The sequence below is a fragment of the Pseudomonas bharatica genome, assembly GCF_048586865.1.
In the GTDB taxonomy this organism is placed as follows: Bacteria; Pseudomonadota; Gammaproteobacteria; order Pseudomonadales; family Pseudomonadaceae; genus Aquipseudomonas; species Aquipseudomonas bharatica.
Map to the genome: position 1 here is coordinate 60,984 of NZ_JBMAWR010000001.1, position 17,230 is coordinate 78,213.

Here is a 17,230-nt window from a genome sequence, read left to right on the forward strand (position 1 = left end):
ATGCAAAGCTACAAGCAACCCCTGCGCGTCGGCGTCGGCGGCCCGGTCGGATCCGGCAAGACCGCGCTGCTCGAAGCGCTGTGCAAGGCCATGCGCGACCACTACGAGATCGCCGTGGTCACCAACGACATCTACACCAAGGAAGACCAGCGCATCCTTACCGAGGCCGGTGCCCTTGAGCCCGAACGCATCGTCGGCGTGGAAACCGGCGGCTGCCCGCACACGGCGATCCGCGAGGACGCCTCGATGAACCTGGCGGCGGTGGAAGAGCTGGCGCGCAAGTTCGGCAACCTGGAGGTTATCTTCGTCGAGAGTGGCGGCGACAACCTCAGCGCCACCTTCAGCCCGGAACTGGCGGACCTCACCGTGTACGTGATCGACGTTGCCGAAGGCGAGAAGATCCCGCGCAAGGGCGGGCCGGGGATTACCAAGTCGGACTTCCTGGTGATCAACAAGATCGACCTGGCGCCCTATGTCGGGGCTTCGCTGGAGGTCATGGAAAGTGACACCAGGCGCATGCGCCCGGAGCGGCCCTGGGCCTTCACCAACCTGAAGACTGGGCATGGCTTGCAGACGCTGATCGACTTCATCGTGGATCGGGGGATGTTGCGCCCTCTGGCCTGACGCGAACCCTGTGGGAGCGGGTTTACCCGCGATTGCGATGGTGGGTTCACTTCCGCAATCGCGGGTAAACCCGCTCCCACAGGTCTTTCATTTCGCCTGATAGAACACAGCCAGCCACACCGTCGGCTGCCCCGCATCCGTCCACTCCACCCGGTGCCTGCAGCCTGCCGGAATATCCACGAAATCCCCCGGCCCCAGCACCCGCACCTCGGCCTCATGCTCCAGGCGCAAGCCCGCCGAGCCCGTCAGCACCAGCACGAATTCCCCCTCCGCCTGGTCATACCAGAATCCCTCCGGGCTGCTCTGGCCATTGGAGACGATGCGTTCGATGCGCAGCCCCGGCCGCTTGAGCAGGTCATCGAAACGTTCCTCCACCGCCGCTTCGGCGATGCCTTCGAACAGGTTGTGCAACATGGCAGTTGGTTCCTCGTAACCTTTGGCAATCTGTTCTAAGGTTGCCAGTTCCCGCGTGAGAAGGAACTCCCCCCTGAAGCATTCCAGGCTGTTTTTCACCGCTTTGCTGCTCGGCGCTGGCCAGTCCGCGCTGGCTGCGTTGCCCTCGGCACCGGCCTATATCGATGACAGCAAGTACCCCGAGGCGGCCAGGCAGCGGATCCTGCCGGCGATGTTCGAACAGCAGATCACCAGTACCCGCTATATCGCCAAGGCGGACAACCCGCTGATCACCGTGGCCGAAGCCAGCGACTTCAAGCAGACCAGCACCTACGAACAGACCCGCGCCTGGCTGCGCAAGCTCGCCGCTGCCTCGGGCGGCAAGGTGGTATTGAGCGAACTGCCGGAAAAGAGTGCCGAAGGCCATCCGATGGTGCTGGCCGTGGCTTCATTGTCCAAGGACAAATCCCCGGCGGGACTGAAGCAGTCCGGCAAGCCGACGATCTTCGTCGAGGCCGAGATCCACCCCGGCGAATCCAACGGCAAGGACGCCATGTTCATGCTCCTGCGCGATATGACCGCGGGCGACAAGCCTCTCGCCGCGCTGCTGGAACGGGTCAATATCCTCTTCATCCCTACGGTCAACATCGATGGTGACATTCGCCGCAGTGCCTACGGCCGGATCAACCAGAACGGCCCGGATATCGCCGGCTGGCGGGTCAACGGCCTGAACTACAACCTCAACCGCGACTTCACCAAGCTCGACAGTGCCGAAATCCGCAACGTCGCCTGGGTCTTCAACCATTACGAGCTGAGCTTCTTCGCCGACACCCACTCCACCGACGGCGCCATGTACCCCTACGACAGTTCCTATTGCCATAACGGCAACGGCTGGTCGCCGGCCAGCAGTGCGTGGATGGACCAGGTCATGCGCACCCCGGTGTACCAGGCGCTGCAGGATGAAGGGCACGTGGTCCACGAATGCATCAGCTTCAACGACAACCAGGACCCGACCCAAGGCTACTATCCGTACCGCACGGACCTGGCGCGCTTCTCCAACCAGTACGGCGATATCCGCAACGTGCCCTCGATCCTGATCGAGCAGCATGCCCTGCACCCGTACCGCACCCAGGTGCTGGGCAACTATGTGATGCTCAAGGCGATGTTCCAGGTGATCGGTGAACAGGCGGCAACCCTGCGTGCCGCCATCGACAAGGACCGCGCCCGTCTTGCTGCGCAGAAGGAGGTGATCCTCACCTGGAAGGCCGGTGTGCCACAGAACGTGCCGTTCACCGTCGGTGACTACCGTTACGAGACCTCACCGATCACCGGTGCGAAAACCATCGTCTGGAGCAACCAGCCAAAGAACCTCGAAGTGCCGGTCACCGGCAATACCGAGCCGGACCTGATGGTGAAGCGGCCAAGGCAGTACATCGTTCCGGCGCAATGGCGCGATGTGATTGCCCGGCTCAAGGCCCACGGTATCGTCATGCGCACCCTCGACAAGCCGACTGCCGTCGCCGTGACGCTCTATCGCATGGACGAGGTGAAAGTGGCCGGCGGCTTCGAGCCGGACCGGGCGCAGAACAACGAGATTCCAGGGTATGAAGGGCATCTGCTGGTCAGTGGCACGGGCAAGCCGTTCGAGCGCTTGCAGACCTTCCCGGCAGGCTCGGTGGTGATCGATACCGACCAGCCGCTGGGTGTACTGGCAATCAACCTGCTGCACCCGCAAAGCCCGGATTCGTTCTGGTCCTGGGGCTTCTTCAACTCGACCCTGGTGGTCGCCGAGGAGCCGGAGGAATACGTGATGGAGCCGATGGCGAGGAAGATGCTGGAAGAGGATGCGGCGCTCAAGGCGGAATTCGACAAGAAGCTCAAGGACGACATGGCATTCGCCCAGGACCCCAAGGCGCGGCTGAACTGGTTCTATCAGCGCACGCCGTTCTATGACGTGAACGCGTTCGTTTATCCGGTCGGGGTGGTGCAGTGAGGCACATTGTGTACCCGCTCAAGCACCTGGCTGCGCGGCGAGTGGCCGCTAACCAGTCGTAGTGTCACATTGGTATCATTTATCTGCGGATGTTACTATTCCCTTGCTGCAAGTAGGGTAATGCCGGGCTTTGGAAGTCCGGGCAAAAGGAAGTTTCCCGTCTTTGGGGAACTGCATGGATGCCCAGCGCGTGAATCCCCTCCGGAACACTCCTGTGCACCAGGGCCCGTGCCGTTCGTACGGGCTCCGCGCCTCATCGGCTTCGGCGTCAGACAGACTTGCCGGTCCCCGTCACCTGCGGACCGGCGAGGGCGAATTCACAGGTTGGAGAAAACTATGTCCCAGGCATTCACGCTGAAGAACCTCAGCGTTACCCGCAAACTCGGCCTCGGCTTCGGCCTGCTGCTGGCCTTCGCCTTGCTGCTGTCGCTGCTCGGCGGCTTTGGCTTGCAGAACAGCAGCGCGTCGTTGCAGCGCATCAGTTTCATCAGCGGCCTGTTCGACGAGATCGTGTTTGCCCGTGAGGCCAACTACAACCTGGCGTTGACCGGTGACGCCGGGCAGCAGTCCTTGCACCAGGAGCACCACGCCAAGCTCAAGGACGGTTTCGACCAGTTGCTGCTGGACGCCCGCGAAGGCCGCTGGCCGGCCCAGGACCTGGCAGCGGCGCAGCAGCTCCAGGCCGATCTGCAAACCTACGGCAAGGCCCGCGAGCAGGCCCGCTCGGTGGCTGAACTGACGGCGGCCAACCAGTTGCTCTCCAAACTCCAGGACGGCGCCAATGCCCTGTACTACGCCGAGGAAGACCGCGCCTCCGCCCAGGTGAAAAGCACCCATATGCTGCTGGCGGTGATCACCCTGGTGGCGATTCTTTGCGGCATCGCCGTGGCCCTGCTGATCAGCCGGCAGATCGTCTATCCGTTGCGCGAGGCCGTGAACACCGCCCAGCGTATCGCCGGTGGCGATCTGACCGGTGCAACCCACACCGAGCGGGGCGACGAACTGGGTGTGCTGCTGCGCTCGCTGGACAGCATGACCGCGAGCCTGCGCGAGGTGATTTCGCAGATCGGTTGTGGTTCGCAGCAACTGGCGGCTTCCGCCTCGCAACTGGCGGCGATCACCAGCACCACCCGCGAAGGCATCGACAGCCAGCGCAATGAGACCGATATGGTCGCCACGGCCATGAACGAGATCGCCGCCACCGTGCAGGAAGTGGCGCGCAACTCCGAGGAGGCTGCCAGTGCGGCCAAGGGCGCCGACCATGAGGTGACCAGCGTGCTGGCGATGTCCCAGCAGGCGATCCGCCAGATCGAGGCGATGGCCAATGGCGTGGGCGTTTCTGCCGAATCCCTTGGCCGCTTGCAGCAGGAGTGCGGACGCATTGGCGCGATCCTCGATGTGATCAAGGCCGTCGCCGAGCAAACCAACCTGCTGGCCCTCAACGCGGCGATCGAGGCGGCCCGGGCCGGCGAGGCAGGGCGTGGTTTCGCCGTGGTCGCCGACGAAGTGCGCAACCTTGCCCAGCGTACCCAGGCCTCGTCCAGCGAGATCGAGCAACTGATCGTCACACTGCAACACATCGCCAACGAGAGTACCGGGATGATGCAGACCAACCTGGAGCAGACCAGCGCCTCGGTCAATGGCGTGCGCGACACCGGCACTGCGCTGGAGCAGATCACCCGCCAGGTCTCGAATATCCAGCAGATGAGCGAGCTGATTGCCACGGCTGCCGAAGAACAGGCCGCGGTGACCGAAGAGATCAACCAAAGCGTGACCCGGGTGCGCGAGACCGCCGAGGAATCGGCCACCGCCAGCGCCGAGATTTCCGCCGCGAGTACCGAGTTGAGCCACTTGAGCAGCCGTCTGCACGGTATGGTCGGGCATTTCCGTTGCTGATCTGATCCGTATTTTTCAGTGCTTTCTGGATCTGTTATGCAAACAGATGCTTGCCGAAAATAGGCCCCATGCAAGGTTTATTTTCGGTACGTGGAGGCAGTGATGGGCAAGATGGCGATTTTTCTGTTCGGGTTTCTGGCACTGGCGATCGTGATCGGGGCGTTGGGGACCATTTCGCCGGTTTGAGATCTCTATTGGCTTTGAGGGCCTTATCGCTGGCAAGCCAGCTCCTACAGGGGTCGCATAACCCTGTGGAAGCTGGCTTGCCAGCGATAAGGCCCTCAGCAACACTGCATATCAGCAGGCTTGGCCAGATCCGATAGCCGGGCAGGGCGGTGCTGTCTTGAGTCATAGTGCCGCGAGACACCCAAGGAGCCTTTCGTGATCAGCCTCGACCCCGGACCCAACGAACCCTTCAAGCGCCTGTTCTTCGCCTTGCCCTGCACCCCGACGCAAGGTAAGGCCCTGTCGCGCTGGCGTAGCGACCTGCGCCTGCGCAGCGGCAAGCCGGTACCAACCGGGAATTTCCATGTGACCCTGATGTTTCTCGGCGCAGTCGGTGTCAGCCAGTTGCCGGCGATTTTCGAAATAGCCGCACGGCTGCGCCCGCTGGAGCGTCCGCAACCGCTGGTTCTTGATCGCCTGGAGGTCTGGCGGCGCAGCCAGGCGCTGGTGCTGACCACACCGGAACCACCAAAGGCGTTGCTGCGCTGGGTCTACCAGTTGCAGGAGGCCTTGTTGCCACTGGGCTTCGTCGTCGATTCAAAAGCGTTTCGCCCGCACCTGACGCTGGCCCGGGATTTCCGCCACGAAGTACCCGAGGCAGCGGTGGCGCCCGAGTTTCGCTGGAATGCAAGGGAGTTCGTGCTCTACGAGTCCAGCAAAGGCCAATACGAGCCCCTGGCGCACTGGCCCCTGCTGGATATCGCCAGAAGTTAGATCGCCGCAGCCACGCCGTTCCTATACTCCAGAAAGCGTGGCGAAGGGGTGGCGATCGTGAACCGGCGTTCCCTGTATCGGGTGTGGCTTTTGGCGTTGCTGGTGATCCTGTGCGGCTGCGGTTCGCGCAACCGCGTGCCGGAGTTGCCGCCGGTGGTGCTGTCGCCCGCCGCCTGGCAGCAGGTGGACCGGGAGATCGTCCAGGCTTCGCGCGGCGCCGCCGGTTCGGCCGGGGACTATGCGCGGCGCTCCATGCGGGTCTGGCGCGAGCAGGTACAGGTGCAGACCGAAGAGAATTTCATTCCCTGGTTCACCGGCTACTGGACCCAGCAATGGCTGACCCTCAGGGTGGCCTGGTACAAGATGAGCCAGCACCGCGACCAGCCTGATAACCGCCTGGCCCTTTATCTGCAGGACGCTTATCGCGAGCGCGTCCTGGAGCCGGTGGCCGAGCAGATCAATCCCGACCTGATCCGCGAGCGTGCGACCGAGTTGTACGTGCAATTGCTCGGCCAGCAGATCCAGGGGATTGGCGAGCGCTATCGGCCCGCGCCGGACCAGTTCGCCCTGCACCTTGAACGTATTCCCGCCATTGCCCTTGGCCCGCCTGCCGCGCGGGATGCCAGCCTGCGCGGCGTGCTCACGGCAAAGCCCTTCGTGCAACTGCCGGCCTGGCTGGCCCTGAACGAAGAGATTCGCAAGGCCGCAGCGGTCAATGCGACGGCGTCGGACAACGGACTGTCATCGGTGGCCAGCAAAGCCAGCACTCGCCTGGAAGCGACCCTGGCGCCCCGGGGGGCGCTCAGCGCCGTGGCGGCAGCGGTGGGCAAGGCGGCGGGGATGGCGATCTCGGTGGCCTCGGCCGGGATCGGCGCGATGATGCATGAGAGCGACCGACCGGAGATGGTCGAGCAGTTGCGGGTGATCCTCAATGCAGCATTGAACGAGGAGTGGCAGAACCTGATGGAGAACCATGGCACCGGGGTGATGGCCGGGGTCTGGTCGTTGTCGGGGCAGATCGAAGGCGAGCTGACGGGAAGGGTGGGAATGGAGCCGAGGATGGATGCTATTCCCTAGCGCAGACAGCAACTTGAGCGATGCTCTTAAGGTTGATTCTGCTTTGGGTTAAATCATTTAAAAACAATGAGTTATGTGTCTAATGTAAAGTCAATTGTTCGGAATGGAGGGGCGGTGCGCACAAAAAAGGCCGTATCGATGTGCGCTCGATACGGCCTTTCGGATTTAAAAGCTCTTCTACATCAGTGTCTTGAGGTGATTATCTCAAGCGATGCTTTGGGTCTTGCTTTGTTGCTTCTTGCTCGCCTGCACCCGGCAAGCGTCGCCAAATGCCTCGAACATCCGCACCGAATCCGGATTCTTCGCGGCTTGCCATTCCGGGTGCCATTGCACCGCGAACAGGAACGGCGACAGGCTGGGCGCATGGATCGCCTCGACCAGGCCGTCTTCGGCATGAGCCAGGGGCTCGACGCCGTCGCCCAGGGTTTTCAGGCCCTGGCCATGCAGCGAGTTGACGCGGATCTCGTCGCTCTGCAGCAATTCCTGCAGCCAACTGCCCGGCTTCAGGCGCACGCTGTGGGAGGCGGCATATTGCACGTCCACCGGATCCTCGGGGTTCTCCCGGTGATCGTTGAAGCCGGGTTCGGCGTAGACCTTCTGGTAGATATCGCCACCCAGGGCCACGTTGATTTCCTGCATGCCACGGCAGATGCCGAAAATCGGCAGGCCGCGGGCGATCGCCAGTTGCACCAGCGGCAGGTCGAACAGGTCGCGGTCACGGTCCTGGGCCTTGCCCGGGGTTTCGTTTTCCTGGCCATAGAGGGCCGGGTCGATGTTGCTGCCGGCACCGGTCAGGTAGACGCCGTCAGCCATGTCCAGGTACTGCTCGAGGTCTTCGATGCCGCAGCAGGTGGGGACCAGGACCGGGACGCAGCCGGCGTGTTCCACCAGCGGAGTGATGTACTTGTGGGTCATCACCTGGTAGTCGTGACCCTTGCGCTCTTGGGTGCCCATGGTCATCAGGACCACGGGTTTGCGGGATTTCTGATTCTTATTGCCAATGTTGCTGTTGGGCATATGTCACCTTGGGACAGGCGCAGCCTGTCATTGTTGTGCAGGCGCGCCGCTATCGAGCTGGCGCTGCCTGGGGTTTCGAGCACTGCCGGGAGGCACGCGAAGCTCTGTTCCCGGTCGAAACCTGCCCCATAGCTTGCCAGAGCCGTTAAATATATCAAGCGGATTCATGCTTTTGTGTGCGTATTTATTAACGTTCTAGGCGAGGTATGCGGCCTAAAATACTGATTTTAATGTGATAAATCAGGTCTATTTCAACTGAGGCAGTTCATTATATTTGACGATTGGCCCGGCTCGATTCGCCGTGCCTGCCAAGGGCCTTGCAGGCCGTAACCCCGGCTCTTAAGCTGCCCCATCATCGTTGATATCAGTCTGACCATGTCGAAACCAAGACCCTCCCTGACCCTCACCTTGCTTCAGGCCCGCGAAGCCGCCATGGCCTTCTTCCGTCCGTCCCTCAACGAGCATGGCCTGACCGAGCAGCAATGGCGGGTAATCCGCATCCTGCGCCAGCAGGGTGAACTGGAAAGCCATCAGTTGGCCGAGCAGGCCTGCATCCTCAAGCCGAGCATGACCGGCGTGCTCGCTCGCCTGGAGCGCGATGGCCTGGTGCGGCGCAAGAAGTCCAGTACCGACCAGCGCCGGGTTTTCGTCGGCCTGACGGAGCAGGGCCAGCAATGCTTCATCGCCATGAGCGAGGATATGGAGCGCAACTACCAGCGCATCCTTGAACAGTTCGGCGATGAAAAATTGCAGGCGTTGCTGGGCTTGCTGAACGAACTGAAAAACGTCAAGCCCTGACGCCGGATTCGCGCAAGTAAAAAGTCCTACATATACTGTCGGTTATCCGCCACAGCTTGCCGTCGTCGGTCGGACATCGACGCCTCGATGCCCGTTGGTAGTGCCGTATCCGCAGTAGCCCGCACGCGAGGTGTCCTTACAGACGCTAAGAGGGCTATTGCGATGGACTTAATCACTCTGATCATCCAGATCTTCAGCGGTGTGATTGGCGGCAACGTGGCAGGGTTGAGCAAGGAGGGGATGGGGCCGACCCTGAACTCCGTAGCAGGTGCAATCGGCGGGGTGCTGCTGGGGCAGGTGCTGGCCCACCTGACCGGCGATCAATCCCTGGCCGAGGCCGGAGCGGCAGGAACCCTGGATATCCCGGCCATCATCAGCAGCGTGATCGGCGGTGGTGCCGGTGGCGCGGTGTTGACCTGGGTGGCTGGGTTCATCAAGAGCAAGATGCAGGCGCATTGAACCGCTAGAGGCAACGACGCAGACCTTGTGGGAGCGGGTTCACCCGCGATTGCGATAGTGAATTTACTACTGCAATCGCGGGTGAACCCGCTCCCACAAGGTCCGCGTCGCTTGCACGGGATTCAGTGTGCAGAACAACCCTGGGCCTTCACCGTCCGTACCGTCGTCGCCGGATTCTTCACCAGCTTCTCGCCGACCCGCGCCGGCCGCGGCTGCAATTCACCCCCACAGTTCGGGCATTTGCCCTTCAATTGGTCGCCTGCACAGCTACGGCAGTAAGTGCATTCGAACGAACAGATCATCGCGTCGCAACTGTCGCCCGGCAGTGGTGTGGCGCAGCATTCGCAGCAAGGACGAAGTTCCAGCATCGGGGCAATCCTTTTTCGGGTGGTGGTTGCCGTAGAGTGCAGGCCCGCCAACGGCAGTGCAAGGGGCCTCAGGGCCGGTACAGGTGGGCATGCCCGGCACGGTACAACGCCGATTCGCGGAAACTGTCGCTGGCCAGAACACGACCCACCAGGATCAGCGCGGTACGCCGGAAGCCCTTGACCGCCGTCAGTGCGACGATATCGTCCAGCGTCCCCAGCACCCAGTCCTGGTCCGGCCACGTCGCGCGGTGGACCACGGCGATCGGGCAGTCGCCGCCGTAATGCGGGCGCAGTTCCTCGACGATCTTCGGCAGATGGCGCACCCCCAGGTGAATCGCCATGGTCGTCTTGTGGCTGGCCAGGCTGGCGAGGGCTTCGCCTTCGGGCATCGGCGAGGAATCGGCGAAGCGGGTGAGGATCACGCTCTGGGCGATGTCCGGCAGGGTCAGTTCGCAGCCGAGCAGGGCGGCGCTGGCCGCCGTGGCCGTGACCCCGGGGATGATCTCGTAGGGAATCCCCAGCTCGCGCAGGTGGCGGATCTGCTCGCCGATGGCGCCATACAGGCTGGGGTCGCCGCTGTGCACCCGGGCGACATCCTGACCCTTGGCATGGGCGGCGGCAATCGCCTCGATGATTTGTTGCAGGTGCAGTTCGGCGCTGTTGATCAGGGTCTCGGCGTTATGCCCGTCGAGCACAGCGGCGGGCACCAGCGAGCCGGCATAGATGATGACCGGGCACCGGCGGATCAGGCGCTGGCCCTTGACGGTGATCAGCTCCGGATCGCCAGGGCCGGCGCCGATGAAATAGACGGTCATGGGAAGTCTCTGGAAAACGGAATGACGGATTATCCGCCAGAAGCAGGGAGCCAGGCCAATGCCAGGGTCATATCGTCGCGCACGATGCGTTCGACGCGCAGTGCGGCCAGCCCGCCGCCCAGTTGTTCGGCCAGGGCCAGGGCGCTGCTTTCCGCCACGCCATAACAGCCGCTGTGCTGAAAGGCAATGGCCGAACGATGGCTAAGGCGCGGGGTATAGGCAGCGAGTTGCACGGCACTGAAGAAGTGCAGGGGCAGGCCGAGATCGGCAGCCAGTTGCAGCAGGCCGGGTTCCTGGCGCTTGAGATCGATGCTGGCAAGACCAACCAGCGCGGCGAAAGGCAGGTTGCGCGACTGCATGACATCGCGCAGCAACCCGGCCAGTTCGCTGGCCGGAGCGCCACGCCGGCAACCCAGCCCGGCGTACAGCGACGCTACGCCGGGCGGGACGGCCATCAGGCGGACTGCCGCCGGTACAGCCAGGCGCTGATCAGGCCCATGGCCAGCCAGAAACCGGCATTGGTCAGCAACGAAGCGACAATGAACTGCGATTCCAGGGCTTCCGGCGCCAGGCTTTCATGCACTTCCGGCTGCGGCGCGCCGATCACATGGGGAATTGCCAGCAGAATCAGACCGGCGATTTTCAGCACCCAGTTGCCGGCAAACACCATCAGTGCCAGGCCGACAGCGGTGGCAGCGGCGGTGCCAACCCACCAGAACTGGCGCTGGGCCAGGTCTGCGGCCGCAGTGCCGGGCAGTTCCGGTGGCAGGCCGAGGTTCGGCGCCAGGCAGAACACGGCGAACCCGCCCAGGCCCCAAAGCGCGCCGGCACCGATGCTGCGTGGACTGCGCAGGGTGTACATGCCCGCCAGCAACAAGGCGAAGCCTACCGCGACCACCAGGTTGCCGCCGGTGGTGGACAGCACGCGCTGCCAGCCATCTTCCGGCGACCAGGCTTCGGCGTCGTGGTGATGGCTTTCGCCAGCGGCGGCGTCGGCATGCTCGTGCTCATGGGCGGCAGCCGGTGCAGAGCCCTCGTAGGTTTCCGCCTGGAGAATCAGCGGCGCGACCCAGAAGCTTTGCAGCACGGTCAGCAGCAAGGCCGCGAGCAGCCCGGTAAAGCCCGCGGTACGGGCAATGCGAGTGAACATGGTGCGACCTCAGTGGCAAGGGAAGGCGGCGCTGTGGCGGGTATCGTGGGCGGCGTTGTGCACCGCTTCGATATGCGAGAAGCCGGCGAAATAGACTAGGCACAGGCCCAGTACCGAGGCGCTGACGGCAGCGACGACGCGTTGGCTGAGGGTGGTGGAGGTAGTGCTGGCGTGACTGGCGGTGGTGGTGACGGGCATGGCGCTTTCCTTTTGCAGTTGTCGTGGCAACAGGCAAGCGCGAAGAACTCCGGGGCATGGAAGTCCAGGAGTGCAACGTCGCCCGCCCACCGCGGGTTTGGTCAAATCGGTCGTGGGCCGGTCTCCGGGCTTTCAAGGGGCCATGGGCCTGGGCGTCTCCTTCCCATGCCGGACTGCTGGCACAGTGGATCAGACGTTTTCCTCGATTACCGTTGCGGGGGCAGCACCGGACTTGCCACGGTCTTGAAGACCACCGCGCACCGGTTTCCCGTTTCACCTTTTGCAATAAAAAGGCACCCAAACGAATCGCGTTAGGAAATCACGCGCGTTGACATCCGTCAATACAGCGGTTGACCGCCCTCCGGGCACTGCGTAGCCTTGCCGGTTCGAGGTTCTCCGACACGGGTCGGAGCTAAGACGGGAACGCGGTGCCGAAGCCGCGGCTGCCCCCGCAACTGTAGGCGTTGAGCCCACCGACCATTGCCACTGCCGGTTATATAAGGCGGGAAGGCGTCGATGGCGTCCCGAGGACACAATGCAAGCCAGGAGACCTGCCTCGACCAGATTCCACATTAACCGGGCGGGGTGATCCGGTGGCGAACGCGTCCAGACCGCACGGTGCCTGGCCTCCGTCCCCATGCCCGCCATGCTGCCAAGGGCATCCGACATGAAAACACTGGCCAAACTTCCCGTTACCATCGTCACCGGCTTCCTCGGCTCGGGCAAGACCACGCTCCTGCGCCACATGCTCGACAACGCCAATGGCCGCCGTATCGCTGTGATCGTCAACGAGTTCGGCGAACTGGGCATCGATGGCGAAATCCTCAAGCAATGCAGCATCGGTTGCACCGAGGAAGAGGCCAATGGCCGCGTCTACGAGCTGGCCAACGGCTGCCTGTGCTGCACCGTGCAGGAAGAGTTCTTCCCGGTGATGCGCGAGCTGGTGGCGCGCCGTGGCGACCTGGACCAGATCCTCATCGAAACCAGCGGCCTGGCCCTGCCCAAACCACTGGTCCAGGCGTTCCAGTGGCCGGAAATCCGCAATGCCTGCACCGTCGATGCGGTGATCACCGTGGTCGACAGCCCGGCCGTGGCCGCCGGCACCTTCGCCGCCTTCCCCGACCAGGTCGATGCCCAGCGCAAGCTTGACCCGAACCTGGACCACGAATCGCCACTGCACGAGCTGTTCGCCGACCAACTGGCCAGCGCCGACCTGGTGATCCTCAACAAGTGCGACCAGATCGCCCCTGAAGCCCTGGCCGCCGTGCGGGCCGAGGTCGAGGAAGAGCTGCCGCCCGCGGTCAAGGTGGTCGAAGCGAGCAAGGGCGTGCTGCCGCTGGAAGTGCTGCTGGGCCTGGGTGCCGAGTCCGAAGCCCATATCGACGGCCGCCGCACCCACCATGATTCGCACCATGACGGCGACGATGACCACGACGATCACGACCACGACGCCTTCGACTCCATCTCCCTCGACCTGCCGGAAGCCGACGAAAGCCTGCTGCTCGACGCCTTGACCCAACTGGTCAGCGAGACCGGCATCCTGCGCGTCAAGGGCTTCGCGGCGATTCCGGGCAAGCCGATGCGCCTGCTGATCCAGGGCGTGGGCAGCCGTTTCGACAAGCATTTCGACCGCGCCTGGCGCAGCGACGAAGCGCGCATCACCCGCCTGGTGCTGATTGGCCAGGACCTCGATGCCTCGGCCCTCGAAGCGCGGCTGCGCGCGGCCCTGGGCGCCTGATCCATGCACCTGCTGCGGACCCAGCCCGGCGGCTTCGTGCCGGACGACAGCATTGCCGACCTCGGCCAGACCCCGGCCGAACTGGTGATTCTCTGCAGCGGTGATTCGCACCTGGCGTTGCTGGCGGAAGCCGCCCGCGAGCTGCCGGAGGATTACCCCAGCCTGCGCCTGGCCAACCCCATGCAGGTACAGAACCACGCCTCGGTCGACCTCTACGTCGACCAGGTGTTGCGCCACGCCAGGGTGATCCTGGTGTCGCTGCACGGCGGCATCGGCTATTGGCGCTATGGCGTCGAGCAGCTTGTCGAACTGGCGACCCGTGGCGTGAAGCTCATCCTGGTCCCGGGTGACGATCGCCCGGACCCGGAGCTGAGCAGCCTGGGCAACGTCGCAGCCGAGCAGGCCGAGCGCCTCTGGCACTTCCTGCGCCAGGGCGGCAAGGCCAATGCCCTGAACCTGTTCAACTGCCTCGCCAGTTCCTGGCTGGGGCGCGATTACCCCTGGGACGAACCACGGCAACTGCCGCGTACCAGCCTGTATCACCCGCGTCATGCCGAGGCCGGAATGGCCCACTGGCGCGCCGATTGGCACGCCGGGCGACCCGTTGTGCCGATCCTGTTCTATCGCTCCCATCTGCAAGCGGCCAACACCGGTTTTATCGATGTGTTCTGCCAGCGGCTGGAAAACACCGGGCTGAATCCGCTGCCGATCGCCGTGGCCAGCCTGAAGGAGGCCGGCTGCCTGGCCCAGGTCGAGGACTGGCTGGACGAAACCGATGCGGCGTTGATCATCAACACCACCGGTTTCGCCCAGTCGAGCCCGGAACAGCCGCACCTGCGCCCGTTCCGCCGCGATATCCCGGTGCTGCAGGCAATCTGCGCCCAGGACAACGAACCCGGCTGGCAGGCCAGCGAGCAAGGCCTCGGCGCCCGCGACCTGGCCATGCACATCGCCTTGCCGGAACTGGACGGGCGCATCATCACCCGACCGATCAGCTTCAAGGACCTGGCCTGGCGCAGCGAGCGCAGCCAGTCCGATGTGGTCTGCTACCGGCCGCAGCCCGAGCGCATGGACTTCGTTGCGGAGCTTGCGCGGCGCTGGTGCGCGCTGGCGCGCCTGCCCAACCGGCAGAAGCGCGTGGCCCTGGTACTGGCTAACTACCCGACCCGGGATGGCCGCATCGGCAACGGTGTCGGCCTGGATACCCCGGCAGCGGCGCTGAATATCCTGCGTGCCCTGAAACGGCAGGATTACCCGGTGGGCGAGCTGCCGGACAGCGGCACCCGGCTGATCCACGACCTGCTCGGTGGCGTCAGCAACGACCTCGACAGCCTCGACCAGCGCCCGTGCATGCAAAGCATGGCCCTGGATGACTACCTGGCGGCCTTCGCGCAGTTGCCCGAGGCCAACCAGCGGGCGGTGCGCGAGCGCTGGGGCGAACCCTCGGCGGACCCGATGTTCCGTGGCGGGCGGATGATGATTGCCGGGCTGCGCCTGGGCCTGACCTTTGTCGGCATCCAGCCGGCGCGGGGTTATCAACTCGACCAGAGTGCGGTCTATCACGATCCCGACCTGGTCCCGCCCCATGGCTACCTGGCCTTCTATTTCTGGCTGCGCCATGGCTTTGCCGCCGATGCGCTGATCCATGTCGGCAAGCATGGCAACCTGGAGTGGCTGCCGGGCAAGGGCGTCGGGCTGTCGGCGGGCTGCTGGCCGGATGCGCTGATCGGGCCGCTGCCGAATATCTACCCATTCATCGTCAACGATCCGGGTGAGGGCGCCCAGGCCAAGCGTCGTACCCAGGCGGTGATCATCGATCATTTGATGCCGCCGCTGACCCGTGCCGAGACCTACGGGCCGTTGCGCAACCTGGAGCGCCTGGCCGACGAATACTACGAGGCGCAGTTGCTGGACCCGCGGCGTGCCGTGGAGTTGCAGAAGGAGATCCTGCAACTGGTGCGCGACAACCATATCGACCGCGAGCTGCAACTGGACGGCGCGCTGGACGATGCCGCGGTGTGGCTGCCGCGCCTGGACACCTACCTGTGCGACCTCAAGGAATCGCAGATTCGCGACGGCCTGCATGTGTTCGGCGAGTCGCCCACGGGCCGGCTGCGCATCGATACCCTGGCGGCACTGCTGCGGGTAGCCCGTGGCGACGGTCGCGGAGCCAACGCCAGCCTGCCGCGGGCGCTGGCCCGCGCCCTGGCGCTGGGCTTCGATCCGCTGGACTGCGAGCTGGGCGAGCCCTGGCACGGGCCGCGACCACATTGGCTGGCGAACCTCGACGACACGCCGTGGCGCACGGCGGGGGATACCCGCGAGCGTCTGGAAATGCTTTCGGCACGCTTGATCGAGCAGACCCTTGCCGGCGAGCCGGCGGTGCCGGACGACGCGCAGTGGAACGATGTGCGCGCGGTGCTGGAGGCGCTGGCCGAGCGTGTTGCGCCGCAACTGGACGCCTGCGGCGACGCGGAAATGCACGGCGTACTGTCGGCCCTCGAAGGGCGTTTCGTCCCCGCAGGCCCCAGCGGTGCGCCGAGCCGCGGGCGTCTCGATGTGCTGCCCACCGGGCGCAACTTCTATACCGTCGATGTGCGCAACCTGCCCACGGCCACCGCCTGGCGCCTGGGCTTCACTTCGGCCAGCCTGATTCTCGAACGTCACCTGCAGGATCACGGCGACCATCTGCGCCAGCTTGGCCTGTCGGTCTGGGGCACGGCGACCATGCGCACCGGCGGTGACGATATCGCCCAGGCCATGGCCCTGATGGGCGTGCGTCCGGTATGGGCGGCGGGCAGTCACCGGGTCGACGATTTCGAGATCCTGCCGCTGAGCCTGCTGGACCGCCCTCGGGTGGACGTGACCCTGCGCGTCTCCGGCTTCTTCCGCGATGCCTTCGGCAATCTCATCAAACTGTTCGACGCGGCGGTACAGGCGGTGGCGGCGCTGGACGAGCCGGACGACATGAACCCCCTGGCGGCGCGGGTGCGCAGCGAGCACGCCGAACTGCTCGCCAGCGGCCTGGACGCAGAGCAGGCGCGGCGCCAGGCCGGCTGGCGGGTGTTCGGCGCCAAGCCCGGCGCCTACGGAGCGGGGGTGCAGAACGCCATCGACGGACGCCTGTGGCACAGCCGCGAGGACCTCGCCGAGGTCTACCTCAATCACGGCGGCTATGCCTACGGTGGCGCCGATGACGGTACCGAGGCACGGGCGCCGTTCGCCCGACGCCTGAGCCAGGTGCAGGCCGTGGTGCAGAACCAGGATAACCATGAGCACGACCTGCTCGATTCCAACGATTATTACCAGTTCCAGGGCGGCATGCTCGCGGCGGTAGAAAGCCTCGGCGGGCAAGGCGTCGCCAGCTATCACGGCGATCATAGCCAGCCGGAGCGCCCGCGCATCCGCACCCTCAAGGAAGAACTGAACCGGGTGATCCGTGCCCGCGCGCTCAATCCCAAGTGGATCGACGGGGTCAAGCGCCATGGCTACAAGGGCGCCTTCGAACTGGCGGCGACGGTGGACAACCTGTTCGCCTTCGATGCCACCACCCACCTGATCGACGATCACCATTACCAGGCGCTGGCCGATGCCTATGTGCTCGACCCGGCGACCCGAGAATTCATCCAGCAGCATAATCCCGAAGCCTTGCGCGATATCACCGAGCGCCTGGTCGAGGCCCAGCAGCGTGGCCTCTGGCAGGACCCGGGGGCTTATCGCGAGGCGCTTGAACTACAGCTGCTGGATGGCGAGGAAGAGGCTTGA

At 64.3% G+C, this 17,230-nt stretch carries 16 protein-coding genes, 1 pseudogene and 2 riboswitches; of the genes and pseudogenes, 10 read left to right on the top strand and 7 right to left on the bottom strand.

Annotated features, from left to right (window positions below):
• Positions 1-624, top strand: coding sequence for an urease accessory protein UreG (gene ureG / locus ACKLLE_RS00290; RefSeq protein WP_064304734.1), 624 nt, complete (start codon positions 1-3; stop codon positions 622-624).
• An 87-nt stretch (positions 625-711) separates the two neighbouring features.
• Here ureG and ACKLLE_RS00295 read toward each other — a convergent pair whose 3' ends face one another.
• Positions 712-1,038: a cupin domain-containing protein gene (locus ACKLLE_RS00295; RefSeq protein ID WP_064304778.1), complete on the bottom strand. Its 327-nt coding sequence runs from the start codon at positions 1,036-1,038 to the stop codon at positions 712-714.
• A 73-nt stretch (positions 1,039-1,111) separates the two neighbouring features.
• Between ACKLLE_RS00295 and ACKLLE_RS00300 the strand changes: the two genes are divergently transcribed.
• The 5 genes and pseudogenes from ACKLLE_RS00300 to ACKLLE_RS00320 all read left to right on the top strand — a co-directional run bounded on the left by ACKLLE_RS00300 (position 1,112) and on the right by ACKLLE_RS00320 (position 6,922).
• Positions 1,112-3,010 (top strand): M14 family metallopeptidase, encoded by a 1,899-nt coding sequence (locus ACKLLE_RS00300; protein WP_420056669.1) that lies wholly within the window; start codon positions 1,112-1,114, stop codon positions 3,008-3,010.
• A gap of 837 nt (positions 3,011-3,847) precedes the next feature.
• Positions 3,848-4,051, top strand: a pseudogene (locus ACKLLE_RS00305) (HAMP domain-containing protein); the annotation flags it as partial.
• Between the two features lie 126 nt (positions 4,052-4,177).
• The gene (locus ACKLLE_RS00310; RefSeq protein ID WP_376699753.1) at positions 4,178-4,906 is read left to right on the top strand and encodes a methyl-accepting chemotaxis protein; all 729 of its coding nucleotides are present in this window, start codon (positions 4,178-4,180) and stop codon (positions 4,904-4,906) included.
• Between the two features lie 381 nt (positions 4,907-5,287).
• Positions 5,288-5,845, top strand: a complete 558-nt coding sequence (gene thpR, locus ACKLLE_RS00315) for an RNA 2',3'-cyclic phosphodiesterase (RefSeq protein WP_420056355.1) — start codon at positions 5,288-5,290, stop codon at positions 5,843-5,845.
• A gap of 48 nt (positions 5,846-5,893) precedes the next feature.
• Complete coding sequence (locus tag ACKLLE_RS00320) at positions 5,894-6,922, top strand: hypothetical protein (RefSeq protein WP_420056356.1); 1,029 nt, start codon at positions 5,894-5,896, stop codon at positions 6,920-6,922.
• A 204-nt stretch (positions 6,923-7,126) separates the two neighbouring features.
• Here ACKLLE_RS00320 and ACKLLE_RS00325 read toward each other — a convergent pair whose 3' ends face one another.
• Positions 7,127-7,939: a gamma-glutamyl-gamma-aminobutyrate hydrolase family protein gene (locus tag ACKLLE_RS00325; RefSeq protein ID WP_009407738.1), complete on the bottom strand. Its 813-nt coding sequence runs from the start codon at positions 7,937-7,939 to the stop codon at positions 7,127-7,129.
• A 375-nt stretch (positions 7,940-8,314) separates the two neighbouring features.
• Here ACKLLE_RS00325 and hpaR point away from each other — a divergent pair, with 375 nt between their 5' ends.
• Together hpaR and ACKLLE_RS00335 are read left to right on the top strand one after the other, a co-directional pair.
• Positions 8,315-8,737: a homoprotocatechuate degradation operon regulator HpaR gene (gene hpaR, locus ACKLLE_RS00330; RefSeq protein ID WP_009407736.1), complete on the top strand. Its 423-nt coding sequence runs from the start codon at positions 8,315-8,317 to the stop codon at positions 8,735-8,737.
• 162 nt (positions 8,738-8,899) lie between these two features.
• The gene (locus ACKLLE_RS00335; protein ID WP_064304728.1) at positions 8,900-9,196 is read left to right on the top strand and encodes a hypothetical protein; all 297 of its coding nucleotides are present in this window, start codon (positions 8,900-8,902) and stop codon (positions 9,194-9,196) included.
• 122 nt (positions 9,197-9,318) lie between these two features.
• On the opposite strand, the gene ACKLLE_RS00340 is transcribed toward ACKLLE_RS00335, so the two are convergent.
• The 5 genes from ACKLLE_RS00340 to ACKLLE_RS00360 all read right to left on the bottom strand — a co-directional run bounded on the left by ACKLLE_RS00340 (position 9,319) and on the right by ACKLLE_RS00360 (position 11,727).
• Positions 9,319-9,564 carry a DUF1272 domain-containing protein gene (locus ACKLLE_RS00340; RefSeq protein WP_420056358.1) on the bottom strand — a complete coding sequence of 82 codons (246 nt, stop codon included), beginning with the start codon at positions 9,562-9,564 and terminating at the stop codon, positions 9,319-9,321.
• 68 nt (positions 9,565-9,632) lie between these two features.
• A complete protein-coding gene (gene cobM, locus ACKLLE_RS00345; RefSeq protein ID WP_420056359.1) occupies positions 9,633-10,379 on the bottom strand; it encodes a precorrin-4 C(11)-methyltransferase in 747 nt (248 codons plus the stop codon).
• A 29-nt stretch (positions 10,380-10,408) separates the two neighbouring features.
• Positions 10,409-10,834 carry a cobalamin biosynthesis protein gene (locus ACKLLE_RS00350; protein WP_064304726.1) on the bottom strand — a complete coding sequence of 142 codons (426 nt, stop codon included), beginning with the start codon at positions 10,832-10,834 and terminating at the stop codon, positions 10,409-10,411.
• Positions 10,834-11,529 carry a CbtA family protein gene (locus tag ACKLLE_RS00355; protein ID WP_420056361.1) on the bottom strand — a complete coding sequence of 232 codons (696 nt, stop codon included), beginning with the start codon at positions 11,527-11,529 and terminating at the stop codon, positions 10,834-10,836. The genes ACKLLE_RS00350 and ACKLLE_RS00355 overlap by 1 nt, the downstream gene beginning before the upstream one ends.
• Positions 11,530-11,538: 9 nt before the next feature.
• Positions 11,539-11,727 carry a CbtB domain-containing protein gene (locus ACKLLE_RS00360; RefSeq protein WP_064304725.1) on the bottom strand — a complete coding sequence of 63 codons (189 nt, stop codon included), beginning with the start codon at positions 11,725-11,727 and terminating at the stop codon, positions 11,539-11,541.
• A 97-nt stretch (positions 11,728-11,824) separates the two neighbouring features.
• Positions 11,825-12,043: riboswitch (cobalamin riboswitch) on the bottom strand.
• Between the two features lie 56 nt (positions 12,044-12,099).
• Positions 12,100-12,300, top strand: a riboswitch (cobalamin riboswitch).
• A gap of 94 nt (positions 12,301-12,394) precedes the next feature.
• On the opposite strand from ACKLLE_RS00360, the gene cobW reads away from it, so the two are divergent.
• Both cobW and cobN read left to right on the top strand, forming a co-directional pair.
• Positions 12,395-13,465: a cobalamin biosynthesis protein CobW gene (cobW, locus tag ACKLLE_RS00365; RefSeq protein WP_009405463.1), complete on the top strand. Its 1,071-nt coding sequence runs from the start codon at positions 12,395-12,397 to the stop codon at positions 13,463-13,465.
• 3 nt (positions 13,466-13,468) lie between these two features.
• Entirely contained in the window at positions 13,469-17,230 is a 3,762-nt protein-coding gene (gene cobN / locus ACKLLE_RS00370; protein ID WP_420056362.1) for a cobaltochelatase subunit CobN, read from the top strand.

Coding starts and splice junctions, on each gene's coding strand:
- hpaR (WP_009407736.1), top strand. CDS start 8,315: ATGTCGAAACCAAGACCCTCCCTGACCCTCACCTTGCTTCAGGCCCGC.
- ACKLLE_RS00295 (WP_064304778.1), bottom strand. CDS start 1,038: ATGTTGCACAACCTGTTCGAAGGCATCGCCGAAGCGGCGGTGGAGGAA.
- cobW (WP_009405463.1), top strand. CDS start 12,395: ATGAAAACACTGGCCAAACTTCCCGTTACCATCGTCACCGGCTTCCTC.
- ACKLLE_RS00310 (WP_376699753.1), top strand. CDS start 4,178: ATGGTCGCCACGGCCATGAACGAGATCGCCGCCACCGTGCAGGAAGTG.
- ACKLLE_RS00340 (WP_420056358.1), bottom strand. CDS start 9,564: ATGCTGGAACTTCGTCCTTGCTGCGAATGCTGCGCCACACCACTGCCG.
- ACKLLE_RS00335 (WP_064304728.1), top strand. CDS start 8,900: ATGGACTTAATCACTCTGATCATCCAGATCTTCAGCGGTGTGATTGGC.
- ACKLLE_RS00355 (WP_420056361.1), bottom strand. CDS start 11,529: ATGTTCACTCGCATTGCCCGTACCGCGGGCTTTACCGGGCTGCTCGCG.
- ACKLLE_RS00325 (WP_009407738.1), bottom strand. CDS start 7,939: ATGCCCAACAGCAACATTGGCAATAAGAATCAGAAATCCCGCAAACCC.
- ACKLLE_RS00360 (WP_064304725.1), bottom strand. CDS start 11,727: ATGCCCGTCACCACCACCGCCAGTCACGCCAGCACTACCTCCACCACC.
- ACKLLE_RS00350 (WP_064304726.1), bottom strand. CDS start 10,834: ATGGCCGTCCCGCCCGGCGTAGCGTCGCTGTACGCCGGGCTGGGTTGC.
- cobN (WP_420056362.1), top strand. CDS start 13,469: ATGCACCTGCTGCGGACCCAGCCCGGCGGCTTCGTGCCGGACGACAGC.
- cobM (WP_420056359.1), bottom strand. CDS start 10,379: ATGACCGTCTATTTCATCGGCGCCGGCCCTGGCGATCCGGAGCTGATC.
- ureG (WP_064304734.1), top strand. CDS start 1: ATGCAAAGCTACAAGCAACCCCTGCGCGTCGGCGTCGGCGGCCCGGTC.